General features: G+C 66.6%; 11 protein-coding genes. All 11 read right to left on the bottom strand.

All coding sequences use genetic code 11. The features are described 5' to 3' along the window. Positions 1–4: 4 nt before the first annotated feature. Positions 5–487, bottom strand: a complete 483-nt coding sequence (locus tag EJO66_RS14970) for a DUF6484 domain-containing protein (protein ID WP_124958608.1) — start codon at positions 485–487, stop codon at positions 5–7. 21 nt (positions 488–508) lie between these two features. Continuing rightward, on the bottom strand, positions 509–2,887 hold the full coding sequence (locus tag EJO66_RS14965) for a type VI secretion system Vgr family protein (RefSeq protein WP_125965517.1): 2,379 nt from the start codon (positions 2,885–2,887) through the stop codon (positions 509–511). A 64-nt stretch (positions 2,888–2,951) separates the two neighbouring features. Continuing rightward, positions 2,952–3,347 carry a DUF4150 domain-containing protein gene (locus EJO66_RS14960; protein WP_124958606.1) on the bottom strand — a complete coding sequence of 132 codons (396 nt, stop codon included), beginning with the start codon at positions 3,345–3,347 and terminating at the stop codon, positions 2,952–2,954. Between the two features lie 23 nt (positions 3,348–3,370). Beyond that, a complete protein-coding gene (locus EJO66_RS14955; RefSeq protein WP_124958605.1) occupies positions 3,371–4,003 on the bottom strand; it encodes a DUF3540 domain-containing protein in 633 nt (210 codons plus the stop codon). A gap of 12 nt (positions 4,004–4,015) precedes the next feature. Further along, positions 4,016–5,077: a pentapeptide repeat-containing protein gene (locus tag EJO66_RS14950; protein WP_125965516.1), complete on the bottom strand. Its 1,062-nt coding sequence runs from the start codon at positions 5,075–5,077 to the stop codon at positions 4,016–4,018. Next, entirely contained in the window at positions 5,074–7,710 is a 2,637-nt protein-coding gene (locus EJO66_RS14945) for a DUF2169 family type VI secretion system accessory protein (RefSeq protein ID WP_124958603.1), read from the bottom strand. Before EJO66_RS14945 ends, EJO66_RS14950 begins: the two co-directional genes overlap by 4 nt. A 9-nt stretch (positions 7,711–7,719) precedes the next feature. Beyond that, positions 7,720–10,068 (bottom strand): type VI secretion system Vgr family protein, encoded by a 2,349-nt coding sequence (locus EJO66_RS14940; RefSeq protein ID WP_124958602.1) that lies wholly within the window; start codon positions 10,066–10,068, stop codon positions 7,720–7,722. 24 nt (positions 10,069–10,092) lie between these two features. Beyond that, positions 10,093–12,822, bottom strand: coding sequence for a type VI secretion system ATPase TssH (tssH, locus tag EJO66_RS14935; protein WP_124958601.1), 2,730 nt, complete (start codon positions 12,820–12,822; stop codon positions 10,093–10,095). 69 nt (positions 12,823–12,891) lie between these two features. Beyond that, positions 12,892–14,232, bottom strand: coding sequence for a methyltransferase domain-containing protein (locus EJO66_RS14930; protein WP_206168851.1), 1,341 nt, complete (start codon positions 14,230–14,232; stop codon positions 12,892–12,894). Beyond that, positions 14,229–15,308, bottom strand: coding sequence for a type VI secretion system baseplate subunit TssG (gene tssG / locus EJO66_RS14925; RefSeq protein WP_223262253.1), 1,080 nt, complete (start codon positions 15,306–15,308; stop codon positions 14,229–14,231). The genes EJO66_RS14930 and tssG overlap by 4 nt, the downstream gene beginning before the upstream one ends. Further along, a complete protein-coding gene (tssF, locus tag EJO66_RS14920) occupies positions 15,284–17,176 on the bottom strand; it encodes a type VI secretion system baseplate subunit TssF (protein WP_125965515.1) in 1,893 nt (630 codons plus the stop codon). The genes tssG and tssF overlap by 25 nt, the downstream gene beginning before the upstream one ends. Positions 17,177–17,181: the final 5 nt, after the last annotated feature.

Genomic DNA, 17,181 nt, shown 5'->3' with positions numbered 1-17,181 from the left:
CGTCTCAGTTCAGCTGCACCGATCCGCCCTTGATCCAGTTGACCCCGCTCGATCGGCTCGAGACGTAGCTGCCCTGGATCAGCACCTTGCCCGCGCTCGTGAGCGTGATGCTGGCCTTGCCACAGCGCAGCACCAGCTGATCGCACGCGCTCACGAGCACGCGCTCCCCGTCGGCCTCGATTTCCACTTGGCCTGGCACATGGGGCACAGGCCAACCCTGCGCGCCGCGCAGTACGCCCATGACGATGGGCCGCACCGGATCCCCCGCTTCGAACATCAGCACGACGCTCTTTCCGATGTGCGCACCGTGCAGGTCGATCACGCTGCGCGCCCGAACGGCCGCCGTGCCGATCTGGCCGGCGAAGGTGACGAGCGGCGTCTGCCCCTCATCGGCGATGGCGATCAATTCTCCCGTGACAACCGAGTTCCACGGCGCAATGGCTGCAGCCGCCTCCAGCTGTGCGTCGATCAGGTCCCTGCCGCTCATGGTCGATCTCCTTGCATGCAGTCAGTTCTGCAGAATCTTCGAGCCCTTCATCACGATATTGCCGCTTGCCTTCGCGTTGATCTTTCCGGAAGCGTCGATCGTGATGTCCTTGCCCTTGATGACGATGGTCCCGTCCTTCTTCATCGTGATGCTGGCGCTGCCTGTCTTGATGGAGATGGAGTCGCCCGCATCGATCACGAGGTTCTTCCCGACGGTGAGCGCGTCGTCCTTTCCCACGCTGGACGTGCGCCCTTCGCCCACGCTGCGCGACTCGTTCTTGCCCACGGTGGTGGAGAGATTCGCCCCCACATCCACCGACCGATCGGCCCCGATGCTGCTCGACTGGTTCGCCCCCACATTGATCGTCTGGCTCGCCCCCACCGTCACCGCCTGCATCGCCCCCACCGTGATCTCCTGCGCGGCCCCCACGGTGATGGTCTCGTTGATTCCCACCGAATGCGTGCGCTGCAGCGCCACGGTCGCCGTCTCGCTCGCGCCCACCGTGATCGATCGGTTCTGCCCGATGGAGATGGTCTCGTTCAGATCCACCGTCTCCGTGCGGTTCTGGTGGATCGTGATGGTCTCGTCCTTGTCCACCGTCTCGGTGCGCTGGCCGTGCACGGTGATGGTCTCGTTGTTGTCCACCGTCTCGGTGCGGTCGTGCTTGACGTGCGTGGTCTCGTCGTGGTCGATGGTCTTGGTGCGGTCGTGGCCCACCCAGTGGGTCTCGTCGTTCTCGACCTCGATGTCCTGGTTCTTCTCGGCGTGCAGGTACACCTGCTCCGAACCCTTCTTGTCCTCGAAGCGGAACTCGTTGCAGTTCGAGGCGCTGCCCTTGGGGGTGGAGCGCGTGCGAAAGCCGCTCTGCGTGTGCGAGCCAAACGGGATCGGCTGGTCGTCGTTGTAGACGCGGCCCACGATGATCGGCCGGTCGGGGTCGCCGTTCAGGAAGTCGACGATCACCTCCTGACCGATGCGCGGAATGAAGTACCCGCCCCAGCCCTTGCCCGCCCACGGCTGCGACACGCGCACCCAGCAGGTCGACTTCTCGTCGCTCTTGTCGTAGCGGTCCCAGTGGAAGTGCACCTTCACGCGGCCGAAGTCGTCGGCGTGGATCTCCTCTCCGGCCGGCCCCACGACGATGGCCGACTGCGGCCCGGGCATGACGACCCGCGGCGTGAGGCGCGGCGGGCGGAACGGCACCTCGACCGGAATCGCGGTGATCAGGAAGGCGCTGGTGCCCTGCAGGTCGGTGCGCAGCGCGGGCGCGTCGGCGATCAGCGCCTCGAGTGCGGGCCGCGCCTGGGCGTTCACGGCGTCGTCGTCGAGCGCCTCGCGCAACGCCTGTTCGATGGGCATCCTCGGCGTGGCATGGGGAATGCTCTCGTAGCCGGGGTGGCTTGCCGCAAAGATGCAGGCGGCAATCACGTAGTCGCCATCGCGCGTGCCGTCGGGGTCGCCCTCGAAGGTGAAGCTGCGCCCCGCCGCCACGTCGGGCCAGGTGGTGAGCGCCCAGTGGCGCTGGCGGCGCGCGACGATCTCCTCGCCGCGCAGCTTGCCCTTGTCATCCGCATCCCCGCCCGTGAAATAGCCGCCGGCAAACTCGAAGGCCTCGAACTCGGCCAGCTCGTGCTTGTCGGGCTGACCGCCCGCGGCCTCGAGCTTCTTCTTGATGGCCTTGAAGTCGCTGTCGCACGAGGCGTAGGTGCCGGTGTCGAACTGGCGCGCGCTCACCCAGCGCGAGATCTCGTTGTGGCGCGCCTCGGTGGTGTCGGTGGCCATGTGGCGCAGCGTGCCCTCCACGGGCAGCTTGTCGTGCGCGATGTCGCTCGCGTCCGACAGGTGCATGGTGCCGGGCGCGTCGTGCGAATCGAACCAGTAGTAGATGCCTTCGTCCTCAAGCAACCGCGACAGGAACTGGTAGTCGCTTTCCTGGTGCTGCACGCAATAGCGCCGGGGATTGTGGGCGCCGATCACGTTGCTTGTCCTGGTCTTCTTGAAGCGCTTGATCGGGCTGTCCTCGAACACCGCGTCGAGCACTTCGAGCACCTTCTTGTCCTGCAGGATGCGCGAGTTGATGCGCTTGGTGAGCAGCCAGAACCAGGAGCGCAGGCCGATGCGGTATTCGAAGTGGCGTCCCACGTGGCCGGTGCGTTCGAAGCGCACGGCGTGGCCCTGGCAGTGGCGCTCGTGCATGCCGCCGTCCTTGTCCTGGAACTGGATGACCACGTCGAAGGCGCGGCCGAGGATGTCCTTGGCATCGAGCGCATGGTTCTTCGACAGCACGGTGAGTTCGTAGCTCGACGCGCGCGCGAGCGCCTCGTGGCCCACGATGCGCCAGAACATCAGCTCGCCGTTGGCGGGCGAATCGCTTTCGATACGGAACTCGTGATCGGACATGGCTTGGAACTCATGCAGGCATTCGTACTGCGGAGTGTGTGGACGATCGTTCCAGGCCGTTCCGTCAGGCCGCCAACATCAGGATCTTGACTTGGCTGGGCACCAGCCGGCACCCCGGCGCGTTGGTGCTGTTTTGCAGCGACACGCTGGTCATGCGCGTGGCCGGCATGCCCTTCAGCAGCACGGTGAAGGCGCCGGTCAGATGCCGGCTCGGCCCCATCACCATGCCCGACGCTACGCCGGTCGCGAGCCCGGCGTTGTCGCCGTTCGTCATCGGTATCGTGGTGCCCATGTTGTGCGCGGGCGCGCCCATGAACAGGATGGTCGGCACATTGGGCACGGCCATCGGCCCCATCGCGATGTTGGGATAGGGGATCGGCACTGGCCCCGCGGGGCTCGGCGTGAGGCAGACGTCAGGAAAGGCCGTGTCGGTGCCCATGAGCTGGCAGTTGGCGAACATAAGTGGCTCCTGAAAGTTCGGCGCTAGCCCAGGTGGATCTGCTCGCCGTCGAGCTTGGCAAGGTTGGCCGCATTCGCAACCAGGTTCTCCGCCTGCAGCTGCATCAACTGGTCGGCACGGTAGTCGATCTGCCGGCTGCGCACCTGGTCGATGCCTTCGACCGTGCGCAGGCTCCAGCGCGAGAACTGCACGAAACGTTCGGCAAACGACTCGAGCAGGTCGCTCACAATCTTGATGCGGCCGAAGGACCATGTCGCCTCACGTCCGACGCCGGTGACCGAGCCGACGCACAAGGCCGCGGAATCGGCCTGCAGCGCCAGTTGCCCGCCCTGCAGGTTCAACGCCTCTGCGCGCAGCGTCAACGCGCCATCCGTCACTTCGATGCTGCTGCCCGCAGGCAGCCGGATGCGCTGCGCGCCGGCCTGCGCGTGCGCTAGCACCGCCGTCACATAGAGGCCCTCGGCCAAGTCGCCGCACAACCATACCTTGTCTCCCACCGCAGGAGCGACCAGGCAGCTGGCGGCTCTGGCGGCAATGCGCTCGCCATTGGCGGTGTCGACCGTCAGCAAACCGCTCGCCGAGACGGCGCGCACCGTACCGCTGCCGTGGAGCGGCGTCGCGCAGAGCTGCATCAACGTGTCTTCTCGAATACTCATGGTCTCACTCCATCAGGAAAGGGGAACCGGCGCCCATCGTTCAGAGGCCAGCACGAGGGGATCGCTCTCGAGCGAGCGCGCCCGATCGGTATAGACGGCGTCCTCGTCGTTCACGGCATGCAGGTTGCAACGGAACATCGATGCGCCGCGCAGGTCGGCTTGGCGCAGGTCGGCATGCGAGAAATCCGCATAGGTCAGATCGCAGCCGTCCAGCCGTGCGCCTGGCAGAACCGCCCTGACCCAGTTGCTCTGATAGAGATTGGCCGAGGTGAAGCTGCTGTCCGCCGCCTGTGCGGCGATGAACAAGGCCTGGGCGAGGTCCGCATGGTCCAGGCGCGCGCCGACGAGCCCCGCTTCCATGAAGATCGCGTTCCTTGCATTGGCGTGGTCGAATCTGGCGCCGGCGAGCTGCGCCTTCTGAAAGTTCGCCTGCACGACCTGCGCATGCGAGAAGTCGCAACCGCTCAGATCGGCTTCCATGAACTGGCATGAGATGAATCGCTGGCCAGCGAATGAATGGCCGGACAGATCGGACTTGAGGAAGACGACGGTCGAGAAGGCCGTGTCCTTGAAAATGGCCTGCCGCAGATCGCACGCCATCAGCACGCAGCGATCCAGCGAAGCGCCACTCAGGTCCAGGATGCCCGTCTTGCAATCGACCACAGTGACCTGCGCGAGCCGCGATTCGACGAACAGGAGCCGGTTCAGTTCGGACTTCACGAAGCTCACGAAATCCAGGCGGCTGCGGCCCATCGCGAGTCCGTCGATGCGGCACTGGAAGAAGGCCACGCTCTTCATGTCGACGTCGACCATCACGACCCGGTTGAACGTGCATTCGGCGAACGAAGTGGAAGTCATCCGGCTGCGCTCCAGCGAGGTACGCTCGAAGCTGCAGCGGATGAAGACGCTCTCGTCGAGGTCGGCGGCAACCAACTGGCCGTCGTGAAAAGTACAGGTGTCGAACACCGCGCCGGACAGGTCCTGCCCGGAGAAATCCATGCCCGACAGGTCCTGGCCCATGATGGGTTCTGCGCGCTGCACGCACGCCAGAACCTGTGCCTTGTCCATCTTCATGCCTGCTCCGCAGTGCGCGCGTGGCGGGGGTAGGTCCGCATCCGCGCGGTGATCGCTTCGCCGAACTCTGCGCCGGCGCCGATGCGCACGCGCGCGAAGTCACTCTGGAAGAGATTGGCTCGGCGGTAGTCGGTGCCGTCCAAATGCGCATGTTGAAAGACGGCATCCACCAGGTTGGCTCCGCCCAGATTGGCATGGTTCAGCCGCGCTCGCACGAAACGTGTCTGCCGAGCGTCCGCACCCCGGAAGTCCGCATTCGACAGGTCGCTTTCGCTGAAATCCGAACCCTGCAGGCGTGCACCCCGGAACACTGTGCCGGAAGCCTCAACCCCGCGAAAGTTCATTGCCGCCAGATGCGCCTGCGAGAAATCGGCGCCTGTGAGCACGCAGCCTTTCACGAAGCAGCCGGACTCGATGCGCAGGCCCTTGAACGACGCGCGCTGCGCCGCCACCGTGACGAATGCGCACTTGCCGATCGTTGCGTTCGAGAAGTCGACACCCGAGAGGTCGCACTCGAGAAAGACGCACTGGCCGAAGCGCGCGCCGGCGAAGCTGCACTGTCGCAGATCGCGCTGACGGAAAAGCAGAACGCTCGCTGCGTGGGCGCCGCTGAAGTCGAGCGCGCCGATGGCCGCCTCTTCGAGCATCACACCGTCGATCCTCGCGCGGCGCCAACTCGTTTCGTCGATCCGGGCGCGGCTGAAGACTACATCGCTCAGCTCGGCACCGGAGAAATCCGCCTTCTCGATCCGGCAGGCCCCCAGGTTCGCGCGCGACAGATTGGCGCCAGCCAGATCCGTGAGCAGAAGTGTCGAATGGGCCAGAACGGCATCGCTCAGATCGGCGCGGCCAAGCCGGGTGCCGGTAAGATTGGCTCGCTCCATCAAGGCGCCCCGGAAGTCCGCGCCCTCCAGTTCCATTCCGGACAGATCTGCCCCGGTGAGATCCCAGTCGCGGAACGTCCCGCCCTGCGCATGGTGTTCCAGCACCCGCCGGCGCAGGGCAAGCGCCGCATCCTTGTCCAGGGCATCTGCCGGTGGCTGGTAGTGCGCACTCATCCGATACCCCACCAGCTGGCTGCGCTCTCCGGCACGCCATGTGGCAACCTGCCCGGCATCGGCCAGCATCTCCTTGAGTTCGTCGACTGCGCCCGGCGTGCGCTCGCCCTGCGCGATGAGCTGCTTCATGTGCGCGAGCAGGCCGTCCACATAGGGACGCGGCGGTCCGCGCATGGCAAGGCCTTTCATCTCGGCTTCGATCGGGGAAAAGGCCATGCCGCTTTGCGCGAACTGCCGCTTCACCGCCGCCAGCGAGGCGGCCTTGCCAGCTTCGGCCTCGGTGCGCATTGCGGCTGCCTGCGCCAAGACTTCCTTGCGCACGCGCAGGAGGTCGTCGATCGTGCGGATCCGCGGAAGCGGCGGTGCTTCGATCGGTGGTGCGTGCAGCGCCGGGTCCAGGCCATGCGACTTCACCAGTTCGTGGGCCGCAACCCGCGCCTCGCGAGCCCCCCGTGCGCCGCGCTCCAGCATGCGCCCCGGCTTCGGTTCCACGTTGAACAGCGAGACGGCCAGGTCCGCCGGAAGCAGATCGTCCTCGCGCAGCGACTCGATGGCACCGTCTTCCATGTCCAGCCGCTTGTCGCGCACTGCGAGGTAGTGTTCGGCCTCGCGCGGCGCCGACAGGTACTCCAGCCCGGCCAGAAGATGAACGATATCTGCACCGTCGTCCTCGAATATCTCGTGCAGCCCCTGGAACACCAGAATCGCCTTCTCGGATTCCGGAAAAAACCAGAGCGTATTCAAACGGTTCTGCACTTCCTTGAACTTTTCCTTCCCGCCGACGCGGTGGGTGACGAAGTTGCGCGCCTTCAACCCGGGCAGGCGGCCTTCGATCAACGCGTGTTCGGGGTGCATGTTCCGCAGCGCGTAGGCCTCGTCGCCGCGAAAGGCATCGGGTTGCTGCTGGTCATGCGGCGCTGCATTGAAGAACTGCCAGTCGGTGTCGGAGGCAACGGCGGGATATTCGTTGCGCAACCACTCGTCGCCGTAGGTGCCACGCAAGCTGGCTCGCTGAGGCCACGCCTGGTCGAGCGGCCCGAATCCCGCGGGCAGCACCTGCTGCTGGCGCGAGGCGATCGGGTTGTCGGCGTATTCGATATTGGGCAGGAGGTGAAGGCGCGCGCCACCGGTCTCCACCGGCGCTGCCCCTTTGCCCAGCGGATTCGCAGCGAACGCCGGCCCGCCGAATGCTCCGCTCCAGCGCAGCGGCATGCGGGAGAACGCGGCAGCCGTGCTGGGTCGATCACCGTCCCAGCAGCGGTCGCCATGAACCAGCAGCGTCTTGCGCAATGCGCCGACCTGCGCCGCGACGATGCAGCTGCGTCCATCGGTTCCGTGCGGGAAGGCGCCCCCCACGACGAGGTATTCCGCCCGGGCCCGCACCATCGCATCGTCCAGGGGCATCTCGGCTTCGGGCTGGCTCGCCCAGAACTGCCACAGCGATTTCTCGGGCCAGACGCGCGGCACCGGCGAGAGATCGACCTGCAGCAGCGTCGAAATCCCCAACCAGCACTTGCCTCGGTACTCGAAGCACCTTGTCAGCAGCGACAGAGGCATCGGCTTGATGACTTTCATACGCGTGCGTCAAAGAAATATCTTGACTGCGGCAAGCGTCAAGGCGAGGCCGGGAAATGCGCCAATGAGTGCTTCTGCCTTCTTGAGTTCGCAATCCTTGTCGGCAAGATTGAACATGGCCTTGTCCAGCTTGATGCCTGTGGAGGCCAGGTTCACGCCGTTGAGCGCGAACTTCGCATTGTCGAGCGCCATGTTGGCCAGATTGGCCGTGATCTTGATGCCGTACCCTTCGAAGATCTTTCCGCCGAACTGCTCCAGCGACATGTCGATGATCTTCGTGCCGCCCGGCGCGACGACGGTGAAGCCGCCCGCCGCGGTGAATGTCATCGGGCCGGCGGACGTCACGTTCAGCGCGCCGCCGAGCGTCTGGGTGAAGTTGGCGCCGATGGTCTGCGTCAGGCTCGCAGCCACCGTCTCCGTGCGCGATGCGCCGACGACGACCGTCTCATTGCCACCCACCGTCAAGTCGCGATTCGCTCCGATGGTCACGCCCTCGTTGGCGCCCACCGATTCCGTGCGGTTGGCACCGATCGTGATCTTCTCGTTGCTGCCGACCGTTTCGGTCCGGTTGCTGCCGATATCGATCTTCTCGTCGACGCCTACTTTCTCGGTCCGGTTGTTCTTGACCTCGACGTTTTCGTCGTTGTCGATCGTCTTCTTTCGGTCATGCCCTACCCAATGCGTTTCATCGTTCTCAACCTCGATGTCTTGATTTTTTTCCGCATGCAGGTACACCTGCTCGGAGCCCTTCTTGTCGTCGAAGCGGAACTCGTTGAAATTGGCCACCCCGCCCTTGGGCGTGGAGCGCGTGCGAAAGCCGCTCTGCGTGTGCGAGTCAAAAGGAATGGGCTGCTCGTCGTTGTAGACCCGGCCCACGATCAGCGGACGGTCGGGGTCGCCGTTGAGAAAATCGACGATCACCTCCTGCCCGATGCGTGGAATGAAATAGCCGCCCCAGCCCTTGCCGGCCCAGGGCTGCGAAACGCGGACCCAACAGGTCGAGTTCTCGTCTCCGTCGTTGTAGCGGTCCCATTGAAAGCGCACCTTCACCCGCCCGAACTTGTCGGCGTGGATCTCCTCGCCCTCGGGACCCACCACGATCGCGATCTGCGGGCCGGGCATGGTCACGCGCGGCGTGAGGCGCGGCGCGCGGTACGGGCGGTCCACGGGAATCACAGTCAGCAGGAACGCACTGGTGCCCGGCAGCGCGGTGTGCAGTGCGGGCGTGCCGGCAATCAGCTCTTCGAGCACTTGCAGGGTGTCGGCGTTCACCGCATCGTCGCGCAGCACGTCGGACAGGGCGGTGTGGATCGGTTGCTCGACCGCGCTGGCCGCCACGCTCTCGTAGCCGGGATGACTGGCCATGAAAGTGCAGGCCGCAATGATGTAGTCGCCGTCGCGCGCGCCGTCGGGATCACCCTTGAACTTGAAGCTGCGGCCCGCGGCCACGTCGGGCCAGTTGGTCAGGGCCCAATGACGGTCGCGGCGCGCGTTGAGTTCATCGCCGCGCAGCTTGGCGCGGTTCTCGGCGTCGTCACCGGTGAAGTAGCCGCCGGGGAATTCGAACATCTCGAGGCCGGCCAGTTCGTGGCCGCCAGGCACGTCGATCACCGCGCCCAGCTTTTTCTTGATGGCCTTGAAGTCGCTGTCGCGGGAGTCGTGCTTGCCGGTGTCGAACTGGCGCGCACTCACCCAACGCGAGATCTCGTTGTAGCGCGCCTCGCTCGCATCGCTGCCTGCATGGCGCAGGGTATCGGTCACGGCCAGCTTCTCGTGCGCCATGTCGCTCGCATCCGACAGGTGCATGGTGCCGGGCGCATCATGCGCGTCGAACCAGTAGTAGATGCCTTCGTCTTCCAGCAGCCGCGACAGGAACTGGTAGTCGGTTTCCTGGTGCTGCACGCAGTAGCGCCGCGGGCTGTGCGTGCCGATGACGTTGTCGGCCTTGGTCTTCTTGAAGCGCTTGATCGGGCTGTCCTCGAACACCGCGTCGAGCACTTCGAGCACCTTCTTGTCCTGCAGGATGCGGGAGTTGGTGCGCTTGGTGAGCAGCCAGAACCACGAGCGCAGCGTGATGCGGTATTCAAAATGCCGGCCCACGTGCCCCGCGCGCACAAAACGCACCGCATGACCCTGGCAGTGCCGCTCGTGCTTGCCGCCGTCCTTGTCCTGGAATTCGATGACCACATCGAATCCCCGCCCGAGGATGTCCTTGGCGTCTAGCGCCCTGTTCTTCGACAGCACCGTGAGCTCGTAGGCCGAGGGGCGCGCAAGCGCCTCATGGCCGACGATGCGCCAGAACATCAGCTCCTTGTTGGCAGGTGAATCGCTCTCGATGCGGAACTCGTGATCGGCCATTTTCGGGGGTCTCTTGTTGAAGCCTCAATCAAAGGCGTAGGTGAAGTCGGCATCCTTCACGTCGAGCGCGACGCGGCGGATCTCGCCGCCCGACGCCAGCCGCTGCAGGTACTCGACCGAAATGGTGGGCAGCACGGTGTTGGTCAGGATCGCGTCGATCACGCGCCCGCCCGACTCCGGGTCCTGGCAGCGCGCAACCACCTGGTCGATGACCGCCTCGCTGTACTCGAAGGGCACGCCATGGTTGGTCTCCACGCGCTTCTTGATGCGGCCCAGCTGCAGCCGCACGATCTTCTTCATCATGTCGGGCGACAGCGGGTAGTAGGGAATGGTGACGATGCGGCCGAGCAGCGCCGGTGGGAACACCTTCATGAGCGGCGCCTTCAACGCGTCGGCCAGCGCGTTCGAATCGGGCAGCAGCTCGGGGTCGCGGCACATGCTCATCACCAGCTCGCTGCCGGCGTTGGTGGTCAGCAGGATGATCGTGTTCTTGAAGTCGATCATGCGGCCCTCGCCGTCTTCCATCCAGCCCTTGTCGAACACCTGGAAGAAGATCTCGTGCACGTCGGGGTGGGCCTTTTCCACTTCGTCGAGCAGCACCACGCTGTAGGGCCGGCGGCGCACCGCCTCGGTCAGGATGCCGCCCTCGCCGTAGCCCACGTAGCCGGGCGGCGCGCCCTTGAGCGTGGAGACGGTATGCGCCTCCTGGAACTCGCTCATGTTGATGGTGATGATGTTCTGCTCGCCGCCGTACAGGGCTTCCGCGAGCGCCAATGCGGTCTCGGTCTTGCCCACGCCCGAGGTGCCGCACAGCATGAACACGCCGATCGGCTTCTGCGGGTTGTCCAGGCGCGCACGCGAGGTCTGGATACGGCGCGCGATCATCTCCAGGCCGTGCTTCTGGCCGATGACGCGCTGGTTGAGCGTGTCGGCGAGCTTGAGCACCGCCTCCACTTCGTTCTTGACCATGCGGCCGACGGGAATGCCGGTCCAGTCGGCCACCACCGAGGCCACGGCCTGCTCGTCGACCGAGGGCAGGATCAGCGGCGACTCGCCCTGCACCGCGTGGATCTTCGCCTGCAGTTCGTGCAGTTCGGCCAGCAGCGCGGCGCGGTCTTCGCTCCCTTCCGCGCCGGGGGAGGGCTGGGGCGGGGGCACGTCGGCCTTCGCATCGCCCTCGGCGGAAGCAGTGTCCACCGGCTTGCTCCCCGCACGCAGTTTGCTGCGCAACTCCAGCAGCCGATCGACCAGCCCCTTCTCCTCCTGCCAGCGCGCATTGAGCGCCTCGAGCTGCACCTTCGATTCGGCCAGCAGCGCAGCCACCTGCGCCGCGCGCCTGGTCACGTCGATGCCGATGGCTTCCTCGCGGCCGATGATCTCCTGCTCGACCGTGAGCCCCTCGATGCGGCGCATGCAGTCTTCAACTTCGGGCGGCGTCGCGTGCTGACTCACAGCCACGCGCGCGCAGGCCGTGTCGAGCAGGCTCACGGCCTTGTCGGGCAATTGGCGCGCGGGAATGTAGCGGTGGCTCAGCTTGACGGCCGCCTCGATGGCCTCGTCGAGCAGCTGCACGCGGTGGTGCTTCTCGAGCACGCTGGCCACGCCGCGCAGCATCAAAATGGCCTTCACCTCGTCGGGCTCGGGCACCTGCACCACCTGGAAGCGCCGCGTGAGCGCCGGGTCTTTCTCGATGTACTTCTTGTACTCGGCCCAGGTGGTGGCGCCGATGGTGCGCAGGTTGCCGCGCGCGAGCGCCGGCTTCAGCAGGTTGGCCGCATCGCCGGTGCCGGCCGCGCCGCCCGCGCCCACCAGCGTGTGGATCTCGTCGATGAAAAGAATGATGGGCGTGGGCGATGCCTGCACCTCGTCGATCACCTGGCGCAGGCGCTGCTCGAACTCGCCCTTCATGCTCGCGCCGGCCTGCAGCAGGCCGATGTCGAGCGTGAGCAGCTTCACGTCCTTCAGCTGCGGCGGCACGTCGCCTCGCGCCAGGCGCTGCGCGAAGCCTTCGACCACTGCCGTCTTGCCCACGCCGGCCTCGCCCGTCAGCAGCGGATTGTTCTGGCGGCGGCGCATCAGGATGTCGACGATCTGGCGGATCTCCTCGTCGCGTCCGGTGATCGGGTCCATCTCGCCCTTCCTGGCCTTCTCGGTGAGGTCGACCGCGAACTTCTTGAGCGCATCGCCCTTGCCCATGGCGGCAGGCGCCATCGCGCCGGAATCTTCGCCCGGTGCGCCGCTGCCCATGCCGGTGCCGTCCTGCGCGCGCATCTGCGATTCGGGCGATGCGTCGCAGATCTTGGCGAAGTTGTCGGCCAGGTCCTCGACCTTGACCTTCTCGAACTGCCTGGACAGGCCGAACAGCGGGTTGCGCAGGCTCTGCGTCTTCAGCATGCCCACCAGGATGTAGCCGGTGCGCACCTGCGCCTCGCCGAACTGCAGCGTGGCATAGGTCCAGGCGCGTTCGATGGCGTTCTCGATGTGCGGGGAAAAGTCGCTGATGGCGGTGGCGCCGCGCGGCAGGCGGTCGAGCGCGGCGGTCATGTCCTTGGCGATGACCGAGACGTCGAGGCCGTAGTGCTGGATCACGCGGTGCAGGTCGGAGTCCTGCGCCTGCAGCAGCTGGGCGAACCAGTGCTCCAGTTCCACATACGGATTGCCCCGCATCTTGCAGAACACCGTGGCGCCTTCGATGGCCTTGTAGGCCAGCGAGTTGAGCTTGCCGAAAAGGGCGGTGCGACTGATTTCACTCATGGAAGACTCCGTATCTGTTGAAGACGATTCATGCCGGTAAATTTGAAGTTCGGCGATCCGTGTCCGGCGTCAATGCGCAGAAAGCCTTGCGCTGGCCAGCCACCCCTGCACGTCCTGCCCCGCTTCGCGGCGCGGAACGATCGGCTCGATGCGCACGGCACCGAAACCGGCGGCCGCAAGGCAGGCCTCCACATGCGCCGCCGCATGGCGGTAGCGGCCGCTGCCTTCGAGCCTGAAGTCGTCCTGCCCCCCGGGCATGGCCTCGACCGTGAACGCCACCCCGCCTGCCGGACGCAGCGCGCGCGCGGCCGCCGCCAGCACCTCGTGCAGGTCGCCGAAGTAGCACAGCGTGTCAGCCGATATCACCAGGTCGAAGCGGCCGGGCTGCGTGTACAGGTAGTGGGTGAGCTCGGCCTTGTGCAGCACGTCGTAGCCACCGCGCTGCTCCGCGCGCTGCAGCATGCCGACCGACAGGTCGCAGCCGGCCAGGTGCGCAGCCCAGGGCCGCAGCAGCGGGGCGCAGAGTCCGGTGCCGCAGCCGGCATCGACCACGGCCAGGCTCGCGGCCGGCGCGCCATGCATTTCCTGCACCGCCTGCGCCACCAGCTCGGGCGCGCGGTAGTGCAGCTTCTCCAGGCTGGCGTCGAAGCTTCCGGCGTAGCTGTCGAACACGGTCTCCACATAGCCGTCGCTGGCGCGCGCGGGCGCCTGCCCCTCGCAGGCGGCCAGCAGATGCGTGACCACGGGATTGCCTGGATCTTCGGCCAGCCACTCCCGGTACATGACAAGGGCCTGCTCATGCTCACCGAGCAGTTCCAGCGCGCGAATCACCTGCGAGCGGGCGCTCAGGTTGCGCGGCTGCAGCAGCACCGCACGGCTGTTGGCGATCACGCTCTCATGGATGCGCCCCTGCTCCATCAATGCGATCGACAGGTTGTACCAGGCCTCGCTGAATTCCGGCCGCAGTTCGATCGCCTGGCGGCTCACGCGCTCGGCAGCTTGCCAGTGGCCCTTGCGGCGCTCGAGCGATGCGATGTTGCTCATCGCGTCGGCGCCTTCGTCGCCTCCTTTCGCGAAGGAGACGCTGTTGCCGTAGGCGAGCATCGCGTCGTCGATGCGGCCGGTCTCGACCAGCAGGTTGCCAAGATTGTTCCAGGCACCGCTGTGCGCGGGTTGCAGCGTGAGCGACCGTCCGATCAACGCGATGCTCTCGTTGCTGCGGCCTTGCGCATGGCGCAGCAGGCCCTGGCAGTGCAGGGCGTCGGGGTCGGCCGGCGCGGCCTCCAGGACGCGGTCCAGCAATTCGCCCGCCGCGTCCAGCTTCTGCGCCTTGATCAGGGCCGCGGCTTGCGCCAGCGCGGCCGCGTGCGTCATCGTGTCCGTGTCCGTGTGCGTTGGCGTCGTCGTCATGCGGCGGCTCCCATGGTGGCCTGGTCGGTACGAGCGGTCATCGGGCGGTTGCCAATGCGCACGTCCGCCGCGTCCTTGGCGCGCGTGCGCTGGCCGAGCCACGAGATCCAGCCCAGGCGCGGCGCGTTGCCCTTGGCCTGGCCGAGGCGCGTGGCGGGCACCTCGGCCTTCTCGAGCGCCAGCTCGGCGTCCCATTCGAGTTCGTCGCCGAGCAGCTGCTGCATCCAGCGCTGCAGCACCGGCTGTGCATTGCCGATCGGCAGGAACATGCGGTACTGCTCGAGCGTGAGCGGACCGATGTGCAGGCGCACGCGGTGCTGCCGGTCCCACGCGCGCGTGCCGAGCATCGCGCCCATGCCCATCGAGCGCGAACTCTCGCCCTGCCCCAGCCGCGTGAGCTCGCCGGCGGGCAGGCTCATCCAGTGGCCGACCCAGCGCTCCAGCTTCACAGGCACGCCGAAGTAGCTGCACAGCACAGACTCCACGCTCTCGGCGTTGTGCACGCGGCGCGCGAGCCAGCCCGAAAAATGGAGGCGGGCATCGTCGTGCACCTCGTCGCGCTCGATGCGCCCCGGCGTGCCGATGCCCACGAACGCGCCGACCTGCAGGCGGAAGCGGTCCTCGCCCGGCCGGTCGAGCGCCACCGCCGGCCGCGCCTGCGCCCATGCGCGGTAGAAGTGCAGCGAGAAGCGATGCAGAAAGCTGTCGAGAAAGGCCAGCCAGGTCGGGTCGCCATGGTTCAGGCTGCGCTCGCGGATGAAGTCGCTCAGGTGCACCGGCAGCGGGCCGTTGGGCCCGACATAGCTGAAGAAATGCTGCCGCAGGCGCGGCGGCGAGTGGGCGCTGGCCGGTTCGAAGCGGCTGAAGCTGGCCGGCGCGAACGACAGCGACGGCTCCTGCCCCACGCGCACCGGCTCTGCGCTCGGCAGCAAGGCGCGGCCCCAGCGCGGCGTGGTCGCGGCCACCGACTCCAGCCGGCGCAGCACCGCGAAATAGTCGTAGGACCACGGCTCGACCGACCACCCGCGCAGCGCGGTGTCGACTCTCCCGGCTACAGAATCTGCCGGGTCCCGCACAGCGGCCTCCATCGCATGGTCTCGCCCTTGCCCGCCACGCGCAGCACGGTTTCGACGAAGTGGTTGACCTCCACGTGGCGCGCCAGAAAGCGCGCCATCACCGCGCCGAACAGGAACACGCTGTGCCCGTGGAATGCGTCCTTGTCGACTTCGAGCGTCACTTCGAGCCCGCGCCCGAAGGCGATCGGGCCCTTGAGCGGCAAGCGGCGCGCCACGGGCTTGGCTCTGACCGAGAGCAGCCCGCGCACCTGGCCCTGGCGCATCTCGTCGGCATGCGTGGCATAGAGCATCAGCGTCTCGCGCAATGCGGCAGCGCCTTGCTCCGGCGTGCTGTCGGAGATCGACAGGTAGTTGAGCGCCAGGTGATCGACCACCCGCCAGCCCAGCCCCTGGCTCACCACCGGCGACACCGGCCGCGAAGGACCGCGCACCATGCGCACCCGCTGCACGGGGAAGGAGTCGACGCAGTCGAAATCGTTGTCGCGGCCCAGCGGCATCAAAAGCGGCAGGTCGCGGTTGGTGCACAGCGCGGCCACCGCGAGCTGCCGCAGCGTGGCGGCGTACGGCGCCTGCTGCGGATCGACGATCTGCATGTAGACCTCGGAGCCGATGTGGCTGCTGCGATGGCCCTCGGTGCGCTGGCGCACCGACAGCATCCGCGGCTCGCGCGTGGTCGTGAAGTAGGCCGGGTGGCTGTGCCGCGTGCCATGGAAGGCCGAATAGAAAGGACGGAACACCTGTTCGGCCGCCGCTGCATCGGCGCCCGGTGCGCCGTGGCCGATGACCTCGGTGACGGTGTGCACCTCGAAGTCCTGCGGCCGCGTGCGGTCGGGCACCAGGTGGAACTGGCTCACGCCTTCGGTCAGCGGCACGCGGTCGAGCCGCTTGTTGAACAGGTTGACCACCGGCACGCAGTGCAGCTGCACGTTGTCGGCGCTCACCAGTTTTTCGAGCGCCGCATCGCCGCGCGAGAACAGCAGCACGAGCTCGACCTCGGCGACCAGCATGGCCGCGAGCACCGGTTGCAGCCCGGCGATGCGCAGGAACTGGAAGCGCTGTGGAAACGCGAAGTACTCCTGCAGCAGGCGAAAGCCCGAGAAGCCGGTGGCCGTGACCGGCAGCAGCGCTTCATCGTCCTCGAAGCCGACCGGCTGTATTGCCGTGGCTGGCAGGCTCTGCGCCGCGCCCTGCAGCGCGCCGGTGGGCGACAGCGGCCGCACCATCACGCCGATGGGCTGGCCCAGTGCGCACTCCTGCAGCTGCCATGCCACGTCTTCGGCGCCGCCCAGATGCAGCACCAGGTCGTCGAGCTGAATCTGGCTGAAGTTGAGCCCCGCCGTCGCATGCAGCGTGATGCGCAGGCCGCCGCGGATGGCGCGGGACTGGGGGTGCGTTGTGAGCGGCAGGTCGGGCGCGTAGGTGAAGTACTGGGCGCGCTGGATCTCGATCGGCCAGATGCGCAGCGCGCTCGAGGTGCGGAACTCGCAATGCGTGTTCTGCCCCACCGCCTGCCGCGCGCGCAGCCCGGCGCCGCGCGGCAGCTTGGGGCCGGTTGCGAGGTTGGCGTCGTCCAGGTCGGGCGAGAACGAGACGACCGCCATGGCCGGCGTGGGTGCGAGGAAATTCGGATAGACGATGTCGAGCAGGTGGCCCGTGAAACGCGGGTATTCGGCATCGAGCTTGAGGTTGACGCGCGCCGACAGGAAGGCCGTGGCCTCGATCAGCCGCTCGACGTACGGATCGGCGACCTCCTGGCCTTCGATGCCCAGGCGGTGCGCGATCTTCGGAAAGGCGCGCGCAAACTCCGAGGAGCTCTCGCGGAAATAGCGCAGTTCCTGTTCATACAGGTTCAGCAGCCGAGGGTCCATGTCGG

The organism is Variovorax beijingensis, assembly GCF_003951285.1.
Lineage (GTDB): Bacteria > Pseudomonadota > Gammaproteobacteria > Burkholderiales > Burkholderiaceae_C > Variovorax > Variovorax beijingensis.
This window is presented reverse-complemented; position numbering and strand designations above follow the sequence as displayed.

Excerpts from the sequence above, each read along its gene's own strand:
- EJO66_RS14955 (WP_124958605.1), bottom strand. The coding sequence starts at position 4,003 with ATGAGTATTCGAGAAGACACGTTGATGCAGCTCTGCGCGACGCCGCTC.
- EJO66_RS14940 (WP_124958602.1), bottom strand. The coding sequence starts at position 10,068 with ATGGCCGATCACGAGTTCCGCATCGAGAGCGATTCACCTGCCAACAAG.
- EJO66_RS14965 (WP_125965517.1), bottom strand. The coding sequence starts at position 2,887 with ATGTCCGATCACGAGTTCCGTATCGAAAGCGATTCGCCCGCCAACGGC.
- tssH (WP_124958601.1), bottom strand. The coding sequence starts at position 12,822 with ATGAGTGAAATCAGTCGCACCGCCCTTTTCGGCAAGCTCAACTCGCTG.
- EJO66_RS14930 (WP_206168851.1), bottom strand. The coding sequence starts at position 14,232 with ATGACGACGACGCCAACGCACACGGACACGGACACGATGACGCACGCG.
- EJO66_RS14970 (WP_124958608.1), bottom strand. The coding sequence starts at position 487 with ATGAGCGGCAGGGACCTGATCGACGCACAGCTGGAGGCGGCTGCAGCC.
- EJO66_RS14960 (WP_124958606.1), bottom strand. The coding sequence starts at position 3,347 with ATGTTCGCCAACTGCCAGCTCATGGGCACCGACACGGCCTTTCCTGAC.
- EJO66_RS14950 (WP_125965516.1), bottom strand. The coding sequence starts at position 5,077 with ATGAAGATGGACAAGGCACAGGTTCTGGCGTGCGTGCAGCGCGCAGAA.
- tssF (WP_125965515.1), bottom strand. The coding sequence starts at position 17,176 with ATGGACCCTCGGCTGCTGAACCTGTATGAACAGGAACTGCGCTATTTC.
- EJO66_RS14945 (WP_124958603.1), bottom strand. The coding sequence starts at position 7,710 with ATGAAAGTCATCAAGCCGATGCCTCTGTCGCTGCTGACAAGGTGCTTC.